The sequence below is a fragment of the Actinoplanes sp. M2I2 genome, from assembly GCF_023544445.1.
Lineage (GTDB): Bacteria > Actinomycetota > Actinomycetes > Mycobacteriales > Micromonosporaceae > Actinoplanes.
In genome coordinates, this window is sequence record NZ_JALPVJ010000019.1 from 152,046 (window position 1) to 173,717 (window position 21,672).

Here is a 21,672-nt window from a genome sequence, read left to right on the forward strand (position 1 = left end):
CGACGCGGGGCCACGCCCGGACCGAGGCGGCAGGCAAGCGACAAGCACACGAAGGCCTGGCGTGTGGCGCTTCCGATCATGTAGGGGTCGGTCCGCCCAAACCCCCACCCACCGGGGCAGGGCCTGACCTTACGGCGTTCAGGCGGGCCGGCACGGCTATCCACAGACGGCCGGACGTCGCGTTATCCACAAGTCGCGAGAGGCAGAGCGAGCCGCCAAGCCGACGGCCTGGCCCGCGACGAGTTGCCCGGCAGCAGTTCGTGCGGCCTTCGAGGTTGTCGCGTTGCGCCGAGCGATCGCAGCCCTACGCCAGATGCTCGCGACGGCGGCGAAGCCCCGCCCCGACCAGCCACGGCGCCAGTCCCACGGCCAAGAACAGCGTGAGCAGCGGAACCTGCCACCACCGGGACAGCACCCGCGGCGGCGGCGCCGAAGCCACCCCCACCCACGGCCGGGCGGACTTGGACCAGGCCAGGAAGGCGTCCCCGATCGGAGCCGCGCCGAACGCGTACCGCTTCTCCCCCGGCGTATAGATCGGCACCCCGGCCACCTCCCCGAACCGCGCCAGCCCATCCGCCAGCGTCTCGTCCCCGTTGGCCTTGGCGGCGCCGATCGTCACGGCGGTCGCCGACAGGCTCACGCCCAGCACCAGCGGCCCCGAGTCGACGTTCGCGGGACCGTCCACCCCGACCGGGTGCTCGCGGACCGTCGGACCAAGGCCCAGCGGCGCCGCGAGGAAGGAGTTCCGGAAGCGGCTGTACTGCTGTCGGGCGAATTCCGGGTCGATCTCCGGCAGGAAGCGGTTGATGATGCTCTGCGACGTGCCCTGCGCGCCCGACGTGGGTTCGCCGGTGTCGGCGTCGGCGGTGTGGGGCAGCAGCTGGGTGGCCGGGTCGAGTCTGGCCTCGGCGTTCGCCAGCCAGCGGATCGCTGTGATGTCGTACGCGGGGGTCAGCAGTTTGTCGTGCAGGCGCAGGGAGGCGATCGCCACCGTGGAGTCGACCGGCCACGCCTGGCCGGGATAGGACGGCAGGAACGGGGTGGGTGCGGCGTCGAAGGCGGCGGCGATCTCGGCCGAGTCGTTCTCGAAGGCGCGCAGCTGGGTGGCGTCGCGGGCCGCCTCCGGCTGGTGCAGGAGGATGCCGCCGCGCAGCCAGTTGACCCAGCCGCGGTAGAAGACGCCGTACCGCAGGGGCATGTCGCCGGTGAACGGCGCGCGGCCGGCGTCCGATTCGAGGCGGGTCAGCGCCCACCGCGCGTCGTCGAGGCGGCCCACGTCGACGGCGGCCAGGCCGTACAGGACGTACGAGAAGAAGTAGCCCTCGGGGAAGAGCTTCTGCGCGTCCTCGGCGGCCCCGGACTCGAGCGAGGACCGGAGGTGGGCCAGCTGCCGCCGTACGCCGGGGTCGCCGTCGGCCGGGGCGACCAGGCGGACCGTCGCGAGGACCGCGACAGCGCTCACCGCCACCGCGAGGATCAGCCGGAGAGTGCGCATCGGCTGAGCTTAAGGACGGCAACCAAACGGAGGCGGCATCCGGCTCGGGAAACGCCTCGCTCCGCGCCATGGGCACCCCCGGCGGCTCCGGTGAACATTTCCGGGCGGCCCGCATACCTCCGAGCGGCCCCGGCAGCTAGGTTCGGCTGGGGGGCGACCAATTGAGTGACCAGGTCATCGGGCGTGCGCAGGAGATCGGGCGGCTGCGCGCGCTGCTCGATCGCACGCCCGGTGAGGGCGGCTCGCTCGTGCTGCGCGGTGACGCCGGGGTGGGCAAATCCACGCTGCTGGGCTGGGCCGGTGCGGAGGCCCGCCTCCGAGGGCTGCGCACGGTCACCGTCACCGGGGTGCAGGCCGAGTTCGACCTTCCCTACGCGGGGCTGGACCGCCTGGTCAGCACTATTCCGTCGACCGGTTCGGCCGACGGGGCCCGCGACGTGGTGCGCGCGGCGCTCGACGGCGACCTGACCCCCGTACGGGTGGCCTTCGCGCTCCTGACCGTGCTGGCCGAGGCGGCCGAGAGCCGTCCGCTGGTGGTGCTGGCCGACGACGCGCAGTGGCTGGACGACGCCAGCTGGGACGCGCTGACGTTCGTGGCCCGGCGACTGACCGGTGATCCGGTGCTGGTGCTGGTCACCATGCGCACCGGCGCCGAGACCACCCGGCGTCTCGGCGGCGCCGGACTGCCCGAACTGGTCGTGGAGCCGCTCGCCGCCGCCGAGGCGGCCACCCTGCTCGACCGGCGGGCGCCGGCGCTGCGTCCCGGTCTGCGCGACCGGATCCTCGGCCAGGCCGCCGGCAACCCGCTCGGCCTGGTCGAGCTGGCCGCGCTGGGCGATCACCCGGGCCGCCTGCCCGACGACCTGCCCCTGCCGGCCCGGCTCGAGCGCTCGTTCGCCCTGTCGGTCGCCGCTCTGCCCGAGGCGACCCAGCTGCTGCTGCAGGTCGCCGCGTTCAACGAGCACTCCGATGTGGACGAGACGGTGGCCGCCGCGGCCGGGCTGGCGGCGACCACTCTCGACGACCTCACCCCGGCCGTCTCCGCCGGGCTGATCCAGCTCGACGACGGCACGCTGCGGTTCCGGCACCCGCTCGTACGGTCGGCGCTGCGCCAGTCCGCTCCGGCCGGCCGCCGCCGCGACCTCCACGCCGCCCTGGCCTCGGCCATCCCGGATCTGCCGGGCAACGAGCGGCGGGTCTGGCATCTCGCCGCCGCCACGACCCGGCCCGACGAGGAGCTCGCGGCCAAGCTGGCCGAGGCGGCCGGCCGGGCCCGCCGGCGGGGCACGCCGGCCGCGGCGATCAGCGGCCTGGAGCGGGCCGCGCAGCTGACGCCCGACCCCGACCGGCAGGCCCACCGGATGATGTGGGCGATCATGACGGCCTACGAGATGGGCGACCACGAGACCCTGCGGCGGCTGATGGCCACGCTGTCCGGGCGCGTGCTGTCGCGCTCGGTGCAGGCCCGGCTCAGCTGGTTCCGCGAGGCGATGCTGGGCAGCGGCTGGTCGGGCGCCGACCGTCTCGCCTCGTTCGTCGAGGCCGTGGAACGGGTCCGCACGGACGGCGACGCCGAGCTGGCACTGACCGAGCTGGCGAGCAACGCGATGCGCTTCTATTGGTCCAACGCCGACCGGAGCACCCGGATGGCCATGATCGACGCGGTCGAGCGCTTCGAGCTGGCGGCCGACGATCCGTACCGCATCGCCGTTCTGGCCCTGGCCGCCCCGCTCGAGCGGGGGCCGGAAGTGATAGCGGCGCTCGAACGGCGCTCCCGCCAGCTCGACGGCACCACCGAGGAGCTCGACCTGCTGGCCACCGCGGCCTCGGGTCTCGGCTCCTGGCGCCGTTCGCTGATCCTCAGCCGGGCCGCGTCCGACTCGTTGCGCGCCGAGGGCCGGCTCGGTCAGCTCGCCCGCACCCTGGTCACCGAGGCGACGGTGGCCGCCCAGCTGGGCGACGTGCGGCTGGCCGAGCAGGCGGCGATCGAGGCGGCGGCGCTGACCGAGGAGACCGGCCAGCCTCGCTGGGCCTTGACCGCCTCGATCGCCCGCGCCCACGCCGCCGCCCTGCGGGGAGACAGCGCCCTGGCGCAGAGCCTGGCCGACGCCGCCGAAGGGGCTCTCCTGCCGGCCGGTGTCCATCCCCTGCTGTCGCTGGTGCAGATCGTCCGCGGCGTCGACGCCCTCGCCCTGGGCCGACCCGGCGCCGCCTTCGAACACCTGGCTCGCGTCTTCGACCCGGACGACGTGCCCTACCACCCGGCGATCCGGCTGTGGGCGGTCAGCCACCTGGCCGACGCGGCTCTGGGCTGCGGCCGCGAGGACGACCTGCGGGCGATCGTCGACGGGTTGCCGGACGTCGATCTGCCGGCTTTGCGGGTGGGCCGGGCCTACGTGCGGGCGCTGCTCGAACCGGCCGACCTCGAGGGTGTGATCGACGCCGACTGGCCCTTCGAGAGGGCCAGGCTGCAACACGCGTACGGTTCCTGGCTGCGCCGCCGGCGGCGGGTGGGCGAGTCGCGGGTGCACCTGCGGGCGGCAACGGCGGCCCTGTCGGCGCTCGGGGTCCGCCCGTGGGCCGAGCGGGCCCGGGCCGAGCTGCGCGCCGCCGGCGAGAGCAGCCCGACGCGCGAGGACGCCCGGGACAAGCTGACGCCGCAGGAGCTGCAGATCGCGATGCTGGCCGCCGACGGCCTCACCAACCGCGACATCGGCGAGCGGCTGTTCCTGTCGCCCCGCACGATCAGCTCGCACCTCTACCACATCTTCCCCAAGCTGGGCGTCTCGTCGCGGACCGAGCTGGTGCGCACCCTGATCGGCCACCACTGAGACGCCTCGGAACCCCAGGCGCTCAGAGCAGACCGTGCTCCATGGCCGTGGTGACGGCGGCGGTCCGGTCGGCCACGTCGAGCTTGGCGAAGGCGCGCAGCAGGTGGGTCTTCACGGTCGCCTCGGAGATGAACAGCGCCTTGCCGATGTCCGCATTGGTCAGACCGCGGGCGACCAGGCGCAGCACCTCGGCCTCGCGAGCCGACAGGGCCGGCGGTGCGGGCCTGCGCATCTGCCGCATCAGGGTCGAGGCCACGCTGGGCGCGAGCACCGTCTCGCCCCGGGCGGTGGCCCGCACCGCGTCGGCCAGCTCGCGCGGCGACGCGTCCTTGAGCAGGTAGCCGCCGGCGCCCGCCTCGATCGCCCGGAGGATGTCGCGGTCCGACTCGTACGTCGTCAGGACCAGCACCCGGACGCCGGGCGCCACCGCCGCGAGACGCCCGGTCGCGGACACGCCGTCGCCGCCGGGCATGCGCAGATCCATCAGCACCACGTCGGGTCGCAGCTCGACGGCCAGCGCGACCCCCTCGTCGCCCGAGGACGCCTCGCCCACCACGGTCAGGTCCGGCTCGGCGTCGAGCATGCCGCGCAGGCCGTGCCGCACCACCGGGTGGTCGTCGACCAGCAGGATCGTGATCACGCGGGCACCTCCACCTCGACGGTCGTGCCGGTCTCGGGATCGCTGCGCACGGTCACCGCGCCGCGCACCTGCTCCGCCCGCGACCGCATGCCGGCCAGACCGTATCCGTCGGCCTGCCCGGGGACGAAACCGCGCCCGTCGTCGCGGACGACCAGCCGGACCGACGAGGGCGTGTAGGCCAGCAGCACGGCCACCTCGTGGGCCTGGGCGTGCCGGCGCACGTTGGCCAGCGCCTCCTGGGCCGCCCGCAGCAGCACCACCTCGACCGCGGTGGGCAGGGGCCGCTCGTCGCCGGTGACCCGCAGGGCGGCCGGCACACCCGACTCCTCCTCGCAGCGGGCGACCTGACGGCGTACGGCAGAGGGCAGCGACCCCGACGTCAGCTCGGCCGGCGCCAGCGCCGCGACCAGGCTGCGGGCCTCGGCCAGGTTTTCCCGGGCCGTGCGCACCGCGAGCGCCAGCCGCTCGTCGCGCAGGTCCGGGTCGGCCGCCTGCAGCAGCGTGATGATGCTGGTGAAGCCCTGGGCCAGCGTGTCGTGGATCTCGCCGGCCAGCCGCGCCCGTTCGGCCATCGCGCCGGCGTCGCGGGAGAGCCGGGCGACCTCGGCGCGGCTCTCCTCGAGCTCGTCGATGAGCCGGCGCCGCTCCTGGCTCTGCCGCATGACCCGGACGATCCAGAAGCCGAGCCAGAGGCCGGCGGCGGTCGAGATCAGCGCGATGACGATGTCCAGACCGACGGCGGCCGGGCGCAGGATCGCGTCCGAGACCGGCAGCACGGCGTTCGCCGCCACCACCGCGACGGCCGCCGTCCGCAGCGCGGCCAGCTGGAAGATCAGCGGGGTGACGCCGAAGAGCAGCCAGTTCGCGTTCGGCACCGCGACCACCGCCACGGCGAACAGCGCGAGGTGGGCGGCCAGCAGGCCGAGGTGCTCCCGGTCCTGGCGGACGATCCGCCGGCCGGCCGCGAGATGCAGCACGACCAGCGCCGCGATCGCCCCGGCCGAGATCAGCCGGGCCCGGAGGGTGGGGCCGTCCGACGCGAGGACCGCGGCCGCCACACCGGCCGCGATCACCACCAGGTAGGCGTCCCACCAGAGGGCGCGCATCGGTTCGGCGTCCACCCCTACCGGTCGGGCCGCGTCCATCGGAACGTCACCAGACACAGCACCAATCCGATCACACACCAGGCGCCGAGCACCAAGGCCACGCGTCCGAGCTCCCACTGCCCGGCCGGCTCGTTGACGCGCATCCCGTCGGGCAGGAAGACCGCCCGGAAGCCCTGCGCCATCCACTTGACCGGGAAGATCGAGGCCACCGTGATCAGCCAGGACGGCAGCTGGATGACTGGATAGATGAACACGCCGGAGATGAACTGCAGCGCCACCACCGGCACGTTGAGGATGGCGCCGGCCGTGCGGGCGTGCCGGACGACCCCGCTGACCGCCATGCCCAGCAGCGAACAGGCGGTCACCGACAACAGGAAGATCCACGCGAAGGTCAGCCAGTGCGAGGCGTCCGGCAGCGACATGCCGAAGACCAGGGCGCCGACCGCGATCAGCACCGCCGCCTGGGCCACGCTCAAGGCCAGGACCAGGAACCACTTCCCCAGGACGTACGAGGTGGCGCTGATCGGCGTGCCGTGCAGGCGTTTGAGGGTGCCGTCCTCGCGGTCGAGCGCCAGCCCCGCGCCCATCGTCACGAAGGCGGTGGTGAGGATCCCGTACGCGATCATGCTGGCCGAGAAGACGTGGCTGGCGCTGACGCCCGGCTGGTCGTACGTGTCCTGGAAGATCGTGCCGAAGAGCAGCAGCAGCATGCCGGGGAAGGCGAACGTGAAGACGACGGCCGTGCGGTCGCGGAGGAACTGGAGCAGCTCCACGTGGCCGCGGCTCACGCCCAGGGCGAGGGTGCTCATCGGTGCGCTCCGATCAGGGTCAGGTAGGTGTCCTCGAGGGTGGGGCGGGTGATCGTCAGCGTGCTCAGGTCGGCCTCGGCCGCGACCAGCTCGCGGATCAGCGGGGCCGGGTCGGGCACCTGCTCGGTGCGCAGCACGCCGTCCGCCCGCCAGCTGACCTTGGCCCCGGCCGACGCCCGGCCGCCGAGCCCGGCCGGGGTGCCCCGCGCGACGATCTCCCCGCCGGCCAGCACGGCCAGCCGGTCGGCGAGCGCCTCCGCCTCCTCCAGGTAATGCGTGGTCAGCAGGATGGTGGTGCCCTCGACGGCCAGCGCCCGGATCAGGTCCCAGAACTGCCGGCGCGCCTCGGGGTCGAAACCCGTGGTCGGCTCGTCGAGGAACAGCAGCTCGGGACGCCCGACGATGCCCAGGGCGACGTCCAGCCGGCGGCGCTGACCGCCGGAGAGCGTACGGATCCGGCTGTCCTTCTTGGCGGTCAGGCCGACCAGGCCGATCACTTCGGCGGACGGCCGCGGGCGGGGATAGAAGCCGGCCACGTGCCCGACCAGCTCGCCGACGGTCAGGTCGGCGGCGTCGTCGGCGTCCTGCAGCACGATGCCGATGCGGGCCCGCCAGCCCGGCCCGGCCGTGCCCGGGTCGGCCCCCAGCACCCGCACCTCGCCACCGTCGCGGCGGCGGTGTCCCTCCAGGATCTCGGTCGTCGTGGTCTTGCCGGCGCCGTTCGGCCCGAGCAGCGCGAACACCTCACCGCGGGCCACGTCGAGATCGATGCCGCGGACCACGTCGTGGCCGCGGTAGGCCTTGCGCAGGCCCCGCACCTCAATGGCTGTCATGCCCTCGATCGTGCTGGTCGCACCGGGGCCGGCGGGACGACCGGGCGGTGGTCAGCGGCTGTCCACCGATCGGTGGACAGCGCCGGCCCGCCGGATCAATCCCAGCGGCCGGATCACTCCCAGCGGCCGGATCACTCCCAGCGGAAGGTGCGCGCGGCCGCGGTCACGAAGACGACCGCCCAGGCGCCGAGGCTGAGCCAGATCGCGGTCGGCACACTCGCGCCGTACGACAGGGTGGCCCGCAACGCCTCGGCGTGAGCGGCCAGCGGCAGCACGAACCAGCCGAAGGTGCCCAGGTCGGGGGCGGCGAACATGATGCCGCCGGCCGCGAGCATCAGCACGTAGATCAAAGTGGCCGCGCCCGTGGTGGCCTCGGGCCGCAACCGGCTGGCCATCAGCAGAGCCAGCCCCGAGTACGCCGCGGTGGCCAGCACGGTGACGCCGAGCGCGGGCAGGATCGCGCCGGCGTGCGGCCGCCAGCCCACGGCCAGCCCGACCGCGGCCAGCGTGATCAGCTGCACGACGATCAGGCCGAGCACGGCCGCCGTCTTGGCGAAGAGCAGCCCGGACCGGGTCAGCGGGGAGGCGCCGAGCCTCTTGAGCACGCCGTAACTGCGCTCGTAGCCGGTGGTGATGGCCTGCCCGGTGAACGCCGTGGACATGACGGTCAGCGCCAGCACGCCGGGCACCACGAAGGCCAGCCGGTCGTCGCCGGGCACGTTGGTGGCCTCGGTCAGCCCGGCGCCCAGCAGGACCAGCAGCGGCACGCCCATGGCGAGCACGACGGCCTCGCCGCGGCGGGCGGTCAGGGTCAGCTCCATCCGGATCTGACTGGCGACGACCGTACGCCGGGGCGCGCGGCCGGGGGCGGGAGCGAAGACGCCGCTCATCGGTAGACCTTCTCCCCGCTGGTCAGAGCCAGATAGACGTCCTCCAGCGTGCGCCGGCGGGTGTTGACGGCGGTGACCTGCGCGCCCGCGCCGGCGAACCAGCCCAGCACCGCCGCGATGGCCGCCGCGTCCAGGTTGCCGGTGATCGCGTACTCCCCCGGGGTCGGCTCGGTGACCTGGAGCTCGGCCAGCCGGCCGTCGGGCACCAGATGCGGGTCGGCCCGCACCTCGAGCAGGTCGATGCCGGCGGCCGCGGTGAGCTCGGCGGGCGTGCCGGTCGCGGCCACGACGCCCGAGCTCATGATGACCACGTCGTCGGCGAGACGCTCGGCCTCGTCGAGCAGGTGGGTGGTCAGCAGCACGGTCACCCCGTCGGCCCGCAGCTCCTCGATCAGCCGCCAGGTCGTGTGGCGGGCCTCGGTGTCCATGCCGGCCGTCGGCTCGTCCAGGAAGACCAACTCGGGGCGGCCGACCAGCGCCACGGCCAGCGACAGCCGCTGCTGCTCGCCACCGGAGAGCCGGCGCCACCTCGTACGCTCGAATTTCCGCAGGCCGAGACGGTCGAGCAGCATGTCGACGTCGAGCGGGGTGGCGGCGAAGCTGGCGAACAACCGCAGGATCTCGCCGGCCGTCGCCCACGGATAGACACCGCCCGACTGCAGCATGATGCCGAGGCGGGGCATCAACGCGTCGTGATCGCCCATCGGGTCGAGGCCGAGGACGGCGACCGTGCCGCCGTCGGCCCGGCGGAATCCCTCGCACACCTGCAACAGGCTGGTCTTGCCGGCGCCGTTGTGGCCGAGCAGGGAAAGCACCCGCCCACGGGGGACGGTCAGTGACACACCGCCGACGGCTGTCGTGTCGCCGTAGCGCACGACCAGATCCCGTACCTCGACCGCGTCTGTCACGGTCACCCACTTTACGTGCCGTGCTTTCCCGCACGGTGGTGGGCGGGGCGGCCCCGTTAGGGTGCTCACATGGGCGTGGTGGAGATCTACACCGACGGGGCCTGCGCACCCAATCCGGGCCCGGGCGGCTGGGGTGCGGTGCTGCGGTACGGCGTCAAGGAAAAGGATCTCTTCGGTGGCACCGCGGAGTCGACGACGAACAACCGGATGGAGCTGATGGCCCCGATCCGGGCGCTGGAGACCCTCAACCGGGCGCCGCTGACGGTCAAGCTCTACACCGACAGCATCTACGTGCGCGACGGCATCACGAAGTGGCTGCCACGCTGGGCGGCCAACGGGTGGCAGACCTCGGCGAAGCAGCCGGTCAAGAACGTCGATCTGTGGCAGCGCCTCGACGCGGCCGTCCGCCGCCACGACGTGCAGTGGCACTGGGTGAAGGGCCACGCCGGCCACCCCGAGAACGAGCGGGCCGACCGCCTGGCCACGCGCGGCCTGCAGGAGGCGGTGGCCGCGGGCGAGATCGTCGGCGGGGCCTGAGATTCGATCAGTCGTTCGGGGTCCGTCGAAAGGGTTATAGCTCCTGATCTATCCACTTCGAAAGAATTGGGAGCATGACCGCGCCCGGCGACCTTGTGCTGATCTCTGTTCTCGTCGCTCTGTTCGTCGCCTCGTGCGGATACGCGGCCGGGCGCCTGCACCAGCGCTATCAGCTGCGGCAGGACCGGGAGGAGGCCTACCGGGACGGCTACGAGACCGCCTCCAGCCGGGTGTTCAGCCTGGCCGCCCGGATCGCCTCACCCCGGCGCGGTGCTCGGCCGGCCCGAGGCGCGGCCTCGGTGAGCACCGTTGCTCCGGTGAGCCCCGTCGCCCCGGCGAACCGCACTGCCCCGGAGAGCCCCACTGTCCCGGTGGGTCCGGTCAGTCCGGTCGGCTCGGCCGGTCCGGTCGGTCCGCCGTCGGAGGCCGATTCGCCGAACGACCCGGGCCGGGCCGTGCGCCATCAAGGGGTTCCGGGTCCGGCCGTGCCGCACAGCCGCCGCGCCCAGGACCCGCCCGCGGCGGTGGCGCCCGGCAACCCCGTCGGGTTCCCGGCTCCCACGCCGCCGCCTCCGCATACGCTGCCCGAGCCCACGGCCGTGGGCGGTCTGCACTTCCAGCCGCTGCGGGACCCGCGCCCGGCTGACGGCTCGGGTCCGAGGCTGGGCCGTCGCGGTTCCCCGGCCGGCAGCACTGCGGCCGGCAGCACCACGGCCGGCAGCGAGTCGGCTAGCAGCACGTCGTCCGGCAGCGCTGCGGCTGGCAGCACGTCAGCTGGCAGCACGTCGGCTGGCAGCACGTCGGCTGGCAGCACGTCGGCTGGCAGCACGTCGGCTGGCAGCACGTCGGCTGGCAGCACGTCGTCCGGCGGCACTGCGGCCGGCAGCACGTCGACCAGTAGCGCGTCGGGCCGCAGCACTTCCGCCGGCGGCACGTCAGCCGGCCCGCCCGGCGAGGACTCGCCGGGTGGCAAGCACACCGTGCCCGACGAGCTGGTGCGGGCGGCGACCTACCGCCTCCCACCCGACCGCGTCTTCCGCGCGAAGGTCCCCAACAGCACACCGCTGCCCGAGCAGACGACGACCCATCTGTCCGTTCCCAAGCCCCGCCGCCGCACCGACGACAATGTCGTACCCCCGTCGTAGCGTCGTCGCATGGTCACCGTCGATGAGGTCCGGCAGGTCGTGCGCGACCTGCCACGCAGCTCCGAGCACCTGATAGCCGACCGGGTGAAGTTCCGCGTCGGCGCGATCGTCTACGTGGCCTTCTCCCGCGACGAGACCGTCCTGGGCTTCGCCTATCCCCGGGAGGAGCGCGACGCGCTGATCGCCTCCGACCCCGCCACCTTCCATCTGCCGCGCGAGTCCGATCTGCGCTTCAACTGGGTCGAGGCGTCGATGTCCGAGTTGAGCGCCGACCGGATGACCGACCTGGTCCTCGACGCGTGGCGCATGGTCGTGCCACGAAAGGTGTGGAGCGCCCAGGGTCTGTAGGCCGCCGCTCGACCGGCCCTCACGAGATCCCGCGGCCCCCGCGGGTAAGACACCGTGACGGGGCGCTGCGGGCGGGTGGGGTGGTCAGGGGTGGTGGGCGCGGTGCCACAGGTCGGCGCCGTGGCTTGTCGCCTCGGGTGGGGCCTCGTGCAGCCGGTAGGACCGGTGGCCGCCGGCCTCGGGCTCGGCCCGCAGAAACAGTGCCGGGTAACGATCGCGCTCGTCGTAGCAGTGCTGGGCCAGCTCGTGGAGGTGGGTGACGAAGACGACGGTGGCCCCGGCCGCGGTCAGGGCGTCGACGATGTGGCGGGCGATGTCGGAGCCTTCGCGCTCGTTCGTGGACTGGAACGACTCGTTGCACAGCAGCAGGCTGTGCGGGCCCATCACGTCGGCGAGCCGCGACATGCGCCGGAGCTCCTCGTCGAGTTTGCCGCTGGTGAGGGTGGCGTCCTCGTCCTGGGTGAAGTGGGTGTGGACGCCGGAGCGGGCCGACGTCGTGAACGCGGTCGCGGCCACGAACATGCCGGCCGCGGCCATCAGCTCGGCCAGGCCGACGCTGCGCAGGAACGTGGACTTGCCGCCGCGGTTGGCCCCGGTGACCATGATCAGCGACGTGCCGCCGGCGTCGACGTCGTTGGCCACGGCCGGCTGATCGAGGCGCAACTGCAGTCCCGGGTCGTACAGTCCGCGGGCCGTGAAGTGGCGGGATCCCGGATCGTGGACCACCGGCAGGACGACCGGGGCGCCGCGGTCGGTCAGCGCCCGGTGCAGGTGGAGGCAACCGACGTAGAAGGCTGATTCGAAGCGCAGAGCGGAGAAGAACGAGGACACGTGCTGGGCGGATCGCACGGCCGCGTCGGCCAGGCCGGCCAGCGCCTGGTCCCGCAGTGAGCTCAGCGCCCGGTGGCCGGCCTCGTCGCCGTAGGCCACCTTGTAGGTCGCGCTCGGCTGCTTAGCTCCCGGACTGCGACGGAACAGGCCGCGGGCCTGACGCTGCGGCCGCTGAATCACGAAGGCCGCGCTCTGGTTGCCGGTGCCGAGCCGGGCCGACACGACCAGGTTGCCGCCCAGCTTGAGGTGGCCGAGAAGCTCGGTGACCGAGTTGAGATAGGCCTCGTCCAGCCGGCCCTCGACCGTGGCGAAGAACTGGCGGAGGCCGGCCGACGTGACCCGCTGCCGATAGCGCTCGGCCACCGCGCGCAGCTCCCGCAGGAGCGGCACGAAGGACGTCAGCGTGACGATCGACCGGTTCAGCAGGGTCTCCGGCGTGTCGAAGAAGACCGCCCGGGCCGCACGGCTTTCGGCGTCGAGGGCGCGCCCCGCGAGCTCGTACAACTCCCGGCCCAGCTGCGGCTCGCGCAGGCAGTCGGCCAGGACGCCCTGCCGGTGAGCGACCTGTGCGGGATGCGGTGGCACGGACAACAGCACGGTGCGCGCCGCCTCCGCCAGCACAGCGTCGCCATCGGCCATCGCCTCGATCACGACGGAGAGCCCCAGGTCCTCGGCGACGCGCTCAGCCCCGGCCGGGCGCTCGGTCCCCGCCGCGGCCGCACCCGAACCCTCCCGGGGATCGGCGAACAGCAGACCCGGCCTCACGCGTGCGCCTCGATCCGGGCGCGCAACTGCTCCTGCGTGAGGCCGTACTTCGCGGCGAGAGCCCGGGCGTGGGCCTCGCCGTCGGCGCGGCCCCGCGCGACCCGGAAGGTCCGCCTGGTCGCGTCCTGCTCGTCGATGCCGGCGACCAGGGACACCACCCGAGGATCCAGCCGGGACAGCTCGTCGATGAAGGTGACGCACACGCCGGCCGAGCCCGCGTCCAGCACGGCCCGCAGCACGTCGCTGCTCATCGTCCGGGCGTCGACGAACGTGGTGGAGCTGAACATCTCGTTCAGGATCACCAGGGAACGGTCGCCGGCCTCGGTCAGCAGCTCGGCCACGCGCGTGACCTCGTCCTCGAGCCGGCTGCTGAGCTCGTCCGGGCGGTCGCCCCGTTCGAAGTGGGTCAGGATCGCGTCCGGCGGGTGCAGCGCCACGAAGCCACCCGGCACGGGCAGGCCCAGCGCGGCCAGGTGGTAGAGCTGCCCGATCGTCCGGGCGAACGTCGTCTTGCCGCCCTGGTTGGGCCCGGTGACCACCAGCACCAGCTCGTCGCGGCCGAGCGCGACGTCGTTGGTCACCGGGCGTTCGCCGGTCGCGACGAGCGTGCGGGCCAGCAGCACATCGAACGTCTCCACGACCTCGAGCCGGCGCCCGGGCCCGACCTCGGGAAAGCAGAACGGCAGCCCGGCGGCTCGCACCGGGGCGATGAAGTCGAGCCAGGCCAGGGCGAACCGGAGCTCGCGCTCCACGCCGTCGATGACCGGATGCCGGACCGTGGGATGGCGGCCCACGAAACGCGCGGCCCGCTCGAACACCTCGGGGAACAGCCGTACGAGCAAGTCGAGGACCGCTTGGTGCAGGTGGTCCATCTCGGCCCCGGGGCGCAGGTCGAAGTCGTGTCCGGCGACCTCGCCGCTCGCGAACCGCTCGAACGTCGCGACGGTGGCGGCGTTCAGATCGTCCTGCCCGGCCGGCGGACCGGCGGTGATCTCGTCGCCGGAGATCGACAGGGTGTAGCGGAGGTCGCCGAGCTCGGCGATCAGGGTCCTCGCCTCGGCCGCCATCGCCGCGAAGTCCGGGTCCGCCCGGTACTCCCGCAGCCACGCCAGCCACTCCCGCATCCCGGCCGAGGCGGGTGCCGCATCTTCGAGAGCGACCGTGACGGCGTCGATGACCTCCACGTACGTCGCGACGGCGTTCAGCCGCCACCGCTGGGATCGCTGCTCGTGACGGATCCGCGAGGCCGCCCGGAACTGCCCGGCGCACCGGCCGAGGCCGTCGCGGAACGCCCGTACCGCCGAGCGGAGCCGGTCGTCGGCCAGATCGGTGAAAACGGCCTGCCGTCGCTCGATGGCCGCCGGGTCGTCGAGACGAGCATGGAAGGCCGGCCTGAGATCGGGCCCCTCGTGCTCGGCCACCACGGCGTCGACGAGCAGGTCGAGCTGCAGATCCGCGAAGTAGCCGGGCTGGGGCGCCTGCTCGGGCAGCTCCCCGCCGAGGCCGCCGGGCCGGGCGAACAGTCCGCCGAAATGGTGTGCAGCCACCCGAGAACCCCGCTTGCCCCAGATCGGTCACCGGCCCTCAAGATCATACGCGACACGCCTCGGCCGGCCGGGCCTTTCAAGCCGGTGGGCGGCTCGCCCCCGAGTCCAGAGCAGCGACGATCTCGGCCGGGGTGAGGTCACGGTCGTTCTCGGGGTCGGCTCGGGCCAGTTCCGTACGCGCGACGTCGGCGTAGACGTCGGCGACCGCGTCGAACAGCTCCGGCGTCAGACCGGCGGCCCGCTGAGTCGCCGCGACCTCCCGCATCTCGTCGACGAAGCGGTGAGCCTTCGTGGCCGAGCGCGCGACCCCCGCCGTGTCGGCCAGGCCGTTGCGGTCGAGGTCGGCCAGGACGGCCTCGAGCACCCCGTGAGCGCCGGCCGTGCGCAGGGCCTGGGTGACCAGCGCGGTCAGACCCTTGTAGACGCTGCCGGTACACATCTTGAGCGCGCTGGCAGCGCCGAGCTCATCGCCGAGCACGACCGGCTCGACGTTCCCGTTCCACGGCAGCTCGGCGACGGCGGCCGCGGCCGGCCCGCTGAGATAGAGCCGGGCTCCGGGCCGCACGCTGGGTGGAGGTCCCGAGATCGACCCGTCCACCACCCGCGCCCCGGCCAGCGCGCCGGCCACCCGGGCGACCGTCGCGGGCGACACCGCGTTGAGATCCGCGACGATCAACCCGTCCCGGCCGGCCCGGTTCGCGGCGGTCCCGATCGCCCGCGCGGTCTCGACGGCGGCGCCGGGCGGGGTCACCGAGAGCACGATGTCGGCCGCCGCCACCACCTCGCCGAGGGTGGGCAGCACGTCGAGGCCGGCCCCCGCGGCCAGGCGGGCGGTTCGCGCCGAGCGACCCTCCAGGGTGGTGACCACCCGGACGCCCCCGGCCCGCAGCGCGGCGCCCAGCCCCGACCCCATGAACCCGGCACTCACCAGCCCGACAGTCGGCATGGCCTCCCCCTCACGATCAACCCCTCGACCCTAGGGCGCTGTGCCGCGCCCGTCCGCCCCCACGTGAGATCGGTGGATATTCACGCGACTGTGCCGGGTGGGACGGGCGGGGGCCGGTGTCATACTTGGCTGTCCCGCCACTGAGAGTGCTCGGAGCGTTATGCCCGCCGACGATGTGACCGTTCGCCGGCCGACGTTGACTCAGGTGGCCGAGCTGGCCGGCGTCAGCCTCAAGACGGCCTCCCGCGCGCTCAACCAGGAACCCAATGTGGCTGCCTCGACCGGTCGCCGGGTGCGCGACGCGGCCGACCTGCTGGGCTACCGGCTCAACGGCATCGCCCGCGAGCTGCGGCGCGGCGCCACCTCGGCGCTGGTCGGGCTGGTCAGCGGCGATCTGACCAACCCGTTCTACTCGGCCGTGGCCAGCGGCATCGAGCGCGAGCTGCGGCAGCACGGCCTGCTGCTGATCACCGCGAACAACGACGAGGACGCCATGCTGGAACGCAGCCTCGTCGACGCGTTCCTCGAACGGCGCGTCCGCGCCCTGCTCGTCGTCCCCAGCGCCGACGACCATGAATATCTGGCCATCGAAGGCAACCGCGGGGTCCCGTTCGTCTTCCTCGACCGGCCCCCGGACGGCCTGGCCGCCGACGCCGTCCTCATCGACAACGTGGGCGGGGCCCGCTCGGCCGGCGATCACCTGCTGGCCGCCGGGCACCGGCGGATCGCGCTGGTGGGCGACCTGGTGCGGATGGCACCGCAGCGTGGCCGGATCGACGGCTTCGTGGGGGCGATGCGGGCCGCGGGCAACGACGCCTGGGAGCCTTATCTCCGGACCGATGTCCACGACGTACGGCATGCCGAGCGCACCGTGCGGGACCTGCTGGCCCTCGACCCGGCGCCGACCGCGATCTTCACGACCAACAACCGGCTCACCACGGGCGCGTTGCGGGCCATGCGCGGGCTGGCCGACCGGCCCGCGCTGGTCGGCTTCGACGACTTCGACCTGGCCGACGTGCTCGGCACGACCGTGGTCGCCCACGACATGACCGCCCTCGGCCGCGAGGCCGCGCGGCTGGCCCACGAGCGCATCAGCGGCCATTCCGGCCCGGCCCGGACCATCGTCATCTCCACCTCCGTCATCACCCGCGGCTCGGGCGAGCGCCCCCCGCGGTAGCACCTTCCTCGGTAGCACCTCCCTCGGTAGCACCTCCCTCTGTAGCGCCTCCCTCGGTAGCGCCTCCGGACGCGCTGCTCACAACGCACCACGAACGCACACGACCGGCGCCCGGATCCACCCCGCAGATGCCCGAAATGGCCGGACGAGTAGGTTCGACCCTCCAGTCTCGACATTCGCCGAGGCGGCGCTGCTCTCGGACGTACGCGCAGCTCAGGGGTTTTCGCTCACAGAGCGACAGAAGCCGCACGTAACGACACGGAAACAGGCGTTGACACTTGTGCGATCAGACGGCACGGTACTCCCCATCGCTTGACAACGATGTCAATATTTCGATGGGAGACAGCTATGCGCTTCACTCGACGGGCTGCCGTGGCGGCTGTCGGTGTCGCCGCGCTCCTGACCGCCGGGGCCTGCGGGTCCAGTGACGACAATGGCGGCGGGTCCGGCTCGACAAAGGTAGAAGTCTTCACCTGGTGGGCCGACGGCGGCGAGAAGGCCGGCCTCGACGGCCTGGTCAAGCAATTCGGCACCGACTGCGCCGGGCAGACGTTCGAGAACGGCGCGGTCGCCGGGGGCGCCGGCGCCAACGCGAAGTCCGTGCTCGCGTCCCGCCTGCAGCAGGGCACCCCGCCCGACACGTTCCAGGCGCACGCCGGCGCCGAGCTGCTCGACTACATCAACGCCGGCCAGGTCGAGGACATCAGCGCCGACTACGACACGTGGGGCCTCAAGCAGGCGTTCCCGCAGGGCCTGATCGACAATCTGACCGTCGAGGGCAAGATCTACTCCGTCCCGGCGAACATCCACCGCGCCAACGTGGTCTGGAGCAACAAGAAGGTCCTGGCCGACGCCGGCATCACCAAGGACCCGGCCGATCTGGCCGCCTTCCTGGCCGACCTCGACAAGGTCAAGGCCAAGGGCATCAAGGCCCCGCTGGCGATCGGCAAGGACTGGACGCAGCTGATGCTGTTCGAGTCGGTGCTGATCACCAACCTGGGCGCCGACAAGTTCACCGGCCTGTGGACGGGTGCGACCGACTGGAACGACGCCGCGGTCACGAAGTCCATCGCCGACTTCACGCAGCTGCTGACCTACACCAACAGCGACCGCGACGCCCTGGACTGGACCGACGCCGAGAAACTCGTGATGGACGGCAAGGCGGCCTACCAGCTGATGGGCGACTGGGAGGCGGCCGACCTCGACGCCAAGGGCTTCAAGGACTACGGCTACTTCACGTTCCCGGGCAACGGCGAGACGTTCCAGTGGCTGGCCGACTCGTTCGTGCTGCCCAAGGGGGCCAACAACCCCGAGGGCACCAAATGCTGGCTGAAGACGGTGGGCTCGGCCGCCGGGCAGAAGGCGTTCAACACCACCAAGGGCTCGATCCCGGCCCGTACGGACGCCGCGCCGGCCGACTACCCGAAGTACCAGCAGGCCGCCATGGCCGACTGGAAGTCGGCGAAGCCGGTGCCGTCGTGCGCCCACGGCTCGGCCTGCTCGCAGGGCTGGCAGGGCGCGGCCAACTCGGCCCTCGGCGCGTTCTCCACCAAGCAGGACGCCGCCGGGCTGCAGAAGGCCCTGGCCACCGCCGCGTCGCAGTTCGTCAAGAAGTAAGCCGCTGAAGGAGAGGGGACGGCGCGGGCCGTCCCCTCTTCGCGTTGACGAAGGAGCCCTGATGCGCCGACTCCGGCACTGGGGACCGGGACTGCTGCTGCTCTCCCCCTCGCTGATCCTGCTCGCCGTCTTCGTCTACGGCCTGATCGCCTGGACGACCAAGGTGTCCGTCTCGGACGAGCACAACGCCCTGGGGTCGAAGGGCTTCGTCGGCCTGGAGAACTACACGAGACTGTTCACCGACGACATCAACGACCGGTTCACCCACTCGCTCAAGAACCTCCTGCTGTTCACGGTGGTGTTTCTGGTCGGGGCCATGTTCTTCGGCCTGCTGTGGGCCTTCATCCTCGAGCGCGGCATCCGGGCCGAGGGCTTCTTCCGTACGGTCTACCTGTTCCCGATGGCGGTCTCGTTCGTCGCGTCGGGTGTGGTGTGGCGCTGGCTGATGAACCCGAACCAGGGCGAGAACGCGGGCGGCCTGAACGCCGTACTCGGGGGCCTGGGTCTGGATTTCGCGCAGAGCACCTGGTGGACCAACCCGACCTGGGGCATGGCGTCGATGGCCATCCCGGCGATCTGGCAGCTGGCCGGCTATGTGATGGCGCTGTTCCTCGCCGGGTTCCGGGGCATCCCGGCCGAGTTGCGCGAGGCCGCGGCCATGGACGGCGCCTCGACGTACCGCCTGTACCGCAACGTGATCTTCCCGCAGCTGACCCCGGTCGCCCTGTCGGCGCTGATCATCCTGGGCCACATGTCGATGAAGATGTTCGACCTGATCATGAGCGTCTCGGGTCCGCAGTGGCTGACCGAGGTACCCGCGATCTACGTCTGGCAGACGCTGCTGACCAGCGACTACGCCAAGGCCGCAGCCATCTCCATCATCCTGCTGCTGCTCGTCGCCGTCGTCATCGTGCCGTACCTGATCTACACGAACCGCCAGGAGAAGACCTCATGACGACGACGTCTGTTGCTGCGCCGCCGCCGGTCGAGACGCTCGAGCCGAAGTCGAAGCCGCGCCCCCGCGGTGGGCCGGGATCGATCGTCAAGTACCTGCTGGCGCTGATCTTCCTGATCATCGTGCTGATGCCGCTGTACGTGCTGATCGTGACCAGCTTCAAGTCGGGCTCGGACATCGGCGTGACCAGCCAGTGGAACCTGCCCGAGACGTGGACGCTGGCATCGTGGGAGAAGGCGTGGAACGTCCTGCGCCCCTCGTTCATCCGCACCTTCGAGCTGGCCGTCCCGGTCGCGATCATCTCGTCGCTGATCGGCGCGGCCAACGGGTTCGTGCTGTCGCGCTGGCGCTTCCCCGGCGCCGACCTCGTGTTCACGCTGATCCTGTTCGGCATGTTCATCCCGTACCAGGCCGTCATGATTCCGCTGCGCGAGATCATCACGACGCTGGGGATCCCGCCGGGCATCACCACCCTGGTCTTCGTGCACTGCGTCTACGGCATCCCGATCTGCACGCTGATCTTCCGCAACTACTACGCCACGACCGTTCCCGAGGAGCTGATCGAGGCGGCCCGGGTGGACGGCGCGGGCCTGCTGCGGACGTTCGCCCGGATCATCCTGCCGATCTCGATGCCGGGCTTCGTGGTGACGGTCATCTGGCAGTTCACCTCGGCCTGGAACGACTACCTGTTCGCCATCTTCCTGTCGAACACCCGCAACGGACCGATCACCATCGCGCTGAACGCTCTGGCCGGGGCCCAGTCACCCGACTACGCGGCGTCGATGGCCGGCGCCCTCATCACGTCCCTGCCGACCCTGCTCGTCTACGTGCTGCTCGGCCGCTGGTTCATCGGCGGGCTGATGGCGGGCTCGGTCAAGAGCTAGCGCTTCCGGGTCGGCGCTTGCCCCCGGCACACCCGAACGGTGTGCCGGGACCAAGCGAAGTCTGAGTGACGATTCGGTCAAATCGCCCGTGGCGGACGAGACGAATACGCAAGATCACCCGTACGATCTGGCCTGTGACCACCGAGGATGTGCGCCTCGCGCGCGCCGCCCAGGGCTTCGCCGAGCGCATGGCGTACGCCTGTCAGAAAGACCCCGCGGAGATCGCCCGCCGCCTGCGCACCCGCCGCGTCGTCACCGCCCTGACGGCCGGGTGGGCGGTCGTCGTCCCGATCCTGATCCTGTACGGGGTGACCGGGCGCCAGCGGGAGACCGAAGTCATCGCGATCGCCGCGTTGCTCACCGTGACGCTCCCCTTCCTGGCGGCGGTGATCGCCACGCACGGCCGCCGGTTCGGACTGGGCGCGGCGTACGTCGTCCTAACGCTCCTGATGGTCCTGCCCGCGATCTGGGTCGCCCAGCTGAGCTGAAGGCGTCCTGGAGAAGTAGGGCCACGCCGCAGCCCGGCTCCACTCCTCAAACACGCCTTCAGCACTTCGGCCGGCAATCCGTTCCAGGCCACCTGGCGGGTGGGCGGACGCAGTGGCTGTTTCTGACGAATGCTTACCACCGCCGCCGGTAGTGGGATCAGCTAGCGCGAGGAGGGATCCTCCGATGGGCGATTCTTCAACAGGATTCCAGAGCCGATGACCACGCCCGGTGTCGCACCCATAAGTAGAGCCAGCGGCCAAGACATATCCATAACGAGTAGCCCGAATGCCGTACCGGCGGCAGCAATCAACACGATAAGCAGAAGAGACACTCTGTCACTCATTCGGATCCGCCAGCCCTTCGCTTTATCGATTGCCAGTGCGACCGCTGCGCTGACGCAGGCGTAAACAGCTCCTGCCACGCCGGTACCGTGGGATGCCATGCCCGCCGGCCGCAGGGGTGCCCTACTCAGGTGTAGCACCTATGCCTTCACTTCTACGGCGCAGTGCGGGAGAGGGGAACCGCCTGTCCCTCCCGCACTATACGCTTATCGCCGCTTACGCGCCCGATCGATCACTGTGGCCACGATCAGGAGAGAAGTCGCGGCCATCAGCCATCCCCCTAAGCCTCTAGTCCTTTTAGCCTCTTCAGTGAGCCACTTCGTGCCCAATCCGCCAATGCAACCTCCAGCGGCACCGGTGACGACCCAATCGCAGCCGCGGGTAAGTTGCAAGCTCCGGCTTCGATGATTGCACCGGCAACGGCGCCTCAACAGCAGTGACTGCTGCACCGGTGGCGCAAGCCTCGCCATAGTCAACTGCCAGTGACGTGATCTCAGCAAGGTTCGTTGAGGTACCGGTATTCGAAATGGGTGAGGTGTAGCGCTGCGGCGACGACGTCGCCGATTCTGCGGGGGCTG

General features: G+C 71.9%; 19 protein-coding genes. 9 read left to right on the forward strand and 10 right to left on the reverse strand.

Annotated features, from left to right (window positions below; translation table 11 throughout):
* Window positions 1–304 precede the first annotated feature (304 nt).
* Window positions 305–1,495 (reverse strand): hypothetical protein, encoded by a 1,191-nt coding sequence (locus tag HJC40_RS33865; protein ID WP_250007464.1) that lies wholly within the window; start codon window positions 1,493–1,495, stop codon window positions 305–307.
* A gap of 161 nt (window positions 1,496–1,656) precedes the next feature.
* Between HJC40_RS33865 and HJC40_RS45690 the strand changes: the two genes are divergently transcribed.
* Window positions 1,657–4,326, forward strand: coding sequence for a LuxR family transcriptional regulator (locus HJC40_RS45690; RefSeq protein ID WP_284044082.1), 2,670 nt, complete (start codon window positions 1,657–1,659; stop codon window positions 4,324–4,326).
* A gap of 22 nt (window positions 4,327–4,348) precedes the next feature.
* Here the strand turns inward: HJC40_RS45690 and HJC40_RS33880 are convergent, their stop codons facing one another.
* From HJC40_RS33880 to HJC40_RS33905, 6 genes are all read right to left on the reverse strand, one after another.
* On the reverse strand, window positions 4,349–4,966 hold the full coding sequence (locus tag HJC40_RS33880) for a response regulator transcription factor (RefSeq protein WP_250007465.1): 618 nt from the start codon (window positions 4,964–4,966) through the stop codon (window positions 4,349–4,351).
* A complete protein-coding gene (locus HJC40_RS33885) occupies window positions 4,963–6,129 on the reverse strand; it encodes a sensor histidine kinase (protein WP_250007466.1) in 1,167 nt (388 codons plus the stop codon). Before HJC40_RS33885 ends, HJC40_RS33880 begins: the two co-directional genes overlap by 4 nt.
* Window positions 6,090–6,881, reverse strand: coding sequence for an ABC transporter permease (locus HJC40_RS33890; RefSeq protein WP_250007467.1), 792 nt, complete (start codon window positions 6,879–6,881; stop codon window positions 6,090–6,092). The genes HJC40_RS33885 and HJC40_RS33890 overlap by 40 nt, the downstream gene beginning before the upstream one ends.
* Window positions 6,878–7,714, reverse strand: coding sequence for an ABC transporter ATP-binding protein (locus tag HJC40_RS33895; RefSeq protein WP_250007468.1), 837 nt, complete (start codon window positions 7,712–7,714; stop codon window positions 6,878–6,880). Before HJC40_RS33895 ends, HJC40_RS33890 begins: the two co-directional genes overlap by 4 nt.
* Window positions 7,715–7,845: 131 nt before the next feature.
* Window positions 7,846–8,604 carry an ABC transporter permease gene (locus tag HJC40_RS33900; RefSeq protein WP_250007469.1) on the reverse strand — a complete coding sequence of 253 codons (759 nt, stop codon included), beginning with the start codon at window positions 8,602–8,604 and terminating at the stop codon, window positions 7,846–7,848.
* Window positions 8,601–9,512 (reverse strand): ABC transporter ATP-binding protein, encoded by a 912-nt coding sequence (locus tag HJC40_RS33905; RefSeq protein ID WP_250007471.1) that lies wholly within the window; start codon window positions 9,510–9,512, stop codon window positions 8,601–8,603. The genes HJC40_RS33900 and HJC40_RS33905 overlap by 4 nt, the downstream gene beginning before the upstream one ends.
* A 69-nt stretch (window positions 9,513–9,581) precedes the next feature.
* Between HJC40_RS33905 and rnhA the strand changes: the two genes are divergently transcribed.
* From rnhA to HJC40_RS33920, 3 genes are all read left to right on the forward strand, one after another.
* Window positions 9,582–10,049 carry a ribonuclease HI gene (gene rnhA, locus HJC40_RS33910; protein WP_250007472.1) on the forward strand — a complete coding sequence of 156 codons (468 nt, stop codon included), beginning with the start codon at window positions 9,582–9,584 and terminating at the stop codon, window positions 10,047–10,049.
* 74 nt (window positions 10,050–10,123) lie between these two features.
* Window positions 10,124–11,194, forward strand: a complete 1,071-nt coding sequence (locus HJC40_RS33915; protein WP_250007473.1) for a hypothetical protein — start codon at window positions 10,124–10,126, stop codon at window positions 11,192–11,194.
* Between the two features lie 9 nt (window positions 11,195–11,203).
* The gene (locus HJC40_RS33920; protein ID WP_250007474.1) at window positions 11,204–11,542 is read left to right on the forward strand and encodes an MmcQ/YjbR family DNA-binding protein; all 339 of its coding nucleotides are present in this window, start codon (window positions 11,204–11,206) and stop codon (window positions 11,540–11,542) included.
* 84 nt (window positions 11,543–11,626) lie between these two features.
* Here HJC40_RS33920 and HJC40_RS46355 read toward each other — a convergent pair whose 3' ends face one another.
* The 3 genes from HJC40_RS46355 to HJC40_RS33935 form a co-directional block, all read right to left on the reverse strand.
* Window positions 11,627–13,138: a hypothetical protein gene (locus tag HJC40_RS46355; RefSeq protein ID WP_250007476.1), complete on the reverse strand. Its 1,512-nt coding sequence runs from the start codon at window positions 13,136–13,138 to the stop codon at window positions 11,627–11,629.
* Window positions 13,135–14,685, reverse strand: coding sequence for a hypothetical protein (locus tag HJC40_RS46360; RefSeq protein WP_250007477.1), 1,551 nt, complete (start codon window positions 14,683–14,685; stop codon window positions 13,135–13,137). Before HJC40_RS46360 ends, HJC40_RS46355 begins: the two co-directional genes overlap by 4 nt.
* A gap of 76 nt (window positions 14,686–14,761) precedes the next feature.
* Entirely contained in the window at window positions 14,762–15,631 is an 870-nt protein-coding gene (locus HJC40_RS33935; protein WP_250007478.1) for a DUF1932 domain-containing protein, read from the reverse strand.
* Between the two features lie 160 nt (window positions 15,632–15,791).
* Between HJC40_RS33935 and HJC40_RS33940 the strand changes: the two genes are divergently transcribed.
* The 5 genes from HJC40_RS33940 to HJC40_RS33960 all read left to right on the forward strand — a co-directional run bounded on the left by HJC40_RS33940 (window position 15,792) and on the right by HJC40_RS33960 (window position 20,752).
* Window positions 15,792–16,808 carry a LacI family DNA-binding transcriptional regulator gene (locus HJC40_RS33940; RefSeq protein WP_250007479.1) on the forward strand — a complete coding sequence of 339 codons (1,017 nt, stop codon included), beginning with the start codon at window positions 15,792–15,794 and terminating at the stop codon, window positions 16,806–16,808.
* 348 nt (window positions 16,809–17,156) lie between these two features.
* Complete coding sequence (locus HJC40_RS33945) at window positions 17,157–18,425, forward strand: ABC transporter substrate-binding protein (protein ID WP_250007480.1); 1,269 nt, start codon at window positions 17,157–17,159, stop codon at window positions 18,423–18,425.
* A 61-nt stretch (window positions 18,426–18,486) separates the two neighbouring features.
* Complete coding sequence (locus HJC40_RS33950; protein ID WP_374273377.1) at window positions 18,487–19,380, forward strand: carbohydrate ABC transporter permease; 894 nt, start codon at window positions 18,487–18,489, stop codon at window positions 19,378–19,380.
* Window positions 19,377–20,264: a carbohydrate ABC transporter permease gene (locus HJC40_RS33955; RefSeq protein WP_374273379.1), complete on the forward strand. Its 888-nt coding sequence runs from the start codon at window positions 19,377–19,379 to the stop codon at window positions 20,262–20,264. Before HJC40_RS33950 ends, HJC40_RS33955 begins: the two co-directional genes overlap by 4 nt.
* Window positions 20,265–20,398: 134 nt before the next feature.
* Window positions 20,399–20,752 carry a hypothetical protein gene (locus tag HJC40_RS33960; RefSeq protein WP_250007482.1) on the forward strand — a complete coding sequence of 118 codons (354 nt, stop codon included), beginning with the start codon at window positions 20,399–20,401 and terminating at the stop codon, window positions 20,750–20,752.
* Window positions 20,753–21,672 lie beyond the last annotated feature (920 nt).

Excerpts from the sequence above, each read along its gene's own strand:
- HJC40_RS33945 (WP_250007480.1), top strand. The coding sequence starts at position 17,157 with ATGCGCTTCACTCGACGGGCTGCCGTGGCGGCTGTCGGTGTCGCCGCG.
- HJC40_RS33940 (WP_250007479.1), top strand. The coding sequence starts at position 15,792 with ATGCCCGCCGACGATGTGACCGTTCGCCGGCCGACGTTGACTCAGGTG.
- HJC40_RS33920 (WP_250007474.1), top strand. The coding sequence starts at position 11,204 with ATGGTCACCGTCGATGAGGTCCGGCAGGTCGTGCGCGACCTGCCACGC.
- HJC40_RS33895 (WP_250007468.1), bottom strand. The coding sequence starts at position 7,714 with ATGACAGCCATTGAGGTGCGGGGCCTGCGCAAGGCCTACCGCGGCCAC.
- rnhA (WP_250007472.1), top strand. The coding sequence starts at position 9,582 with ATGGGCGTGGTGGAGATCTACACCGACGGGGCCTGCGCACCCAATCCG.
- HJC40_RS33915 (WP_250007473.1), top strand. The coding sequence starts at position 10,124 with ATGACCGCGCCCGGCGACCTTGTGCTGATCTCTGTTCTCGTCGCTCTG.
- HJC40_RS33950 (WP_374273377.1), top strand. The coding sequence starts at position 18,487 with ATGCGCCGACTCCGGCACTGGGGACCGGGACTGCTGCTGCTCTCCCCC.
- HJC40_RS33900 (WP_250007469.1), bottom strand. The coding sequence starts at position 8,604 with ATGAGCGGCGTCTTCGCTCCCGCCCCCGGCCGCGCGCCCCGGCGTACG.
- HJC40_RS33890 (WP_250007467.1), bottom strand. The coding sequence starts at position 6,881 with ATGAGCACCCTCGCCCTGGGCGTGAGCCGCGGCCACGTGGAGCTGCTC.
- HJC40_RS33865 (WP_250007464.1), bottom strand. The coding sequence starts at position 1,495 with ATGCGCACTCTCCGGCTGATCCTCGCGGTGGCGGTGAGCGCTGTCGCG.
- HJC40_RS33935 (WP_250007478.1), bottom strand. The coding sequence starts at position 15,631 with ATGCCGACTGTCGGGCTGGTGAGTGCCGGGTTCATGGGGTCGGGGCTG.
- HJC40_RS33955 (WP_374273379.1), top strand. The coding sequence starts at position 19,377 with ATGACGACGACGTCTGTTGCTGCGCCGCCGCCGGTCGAGACGCTCGAG.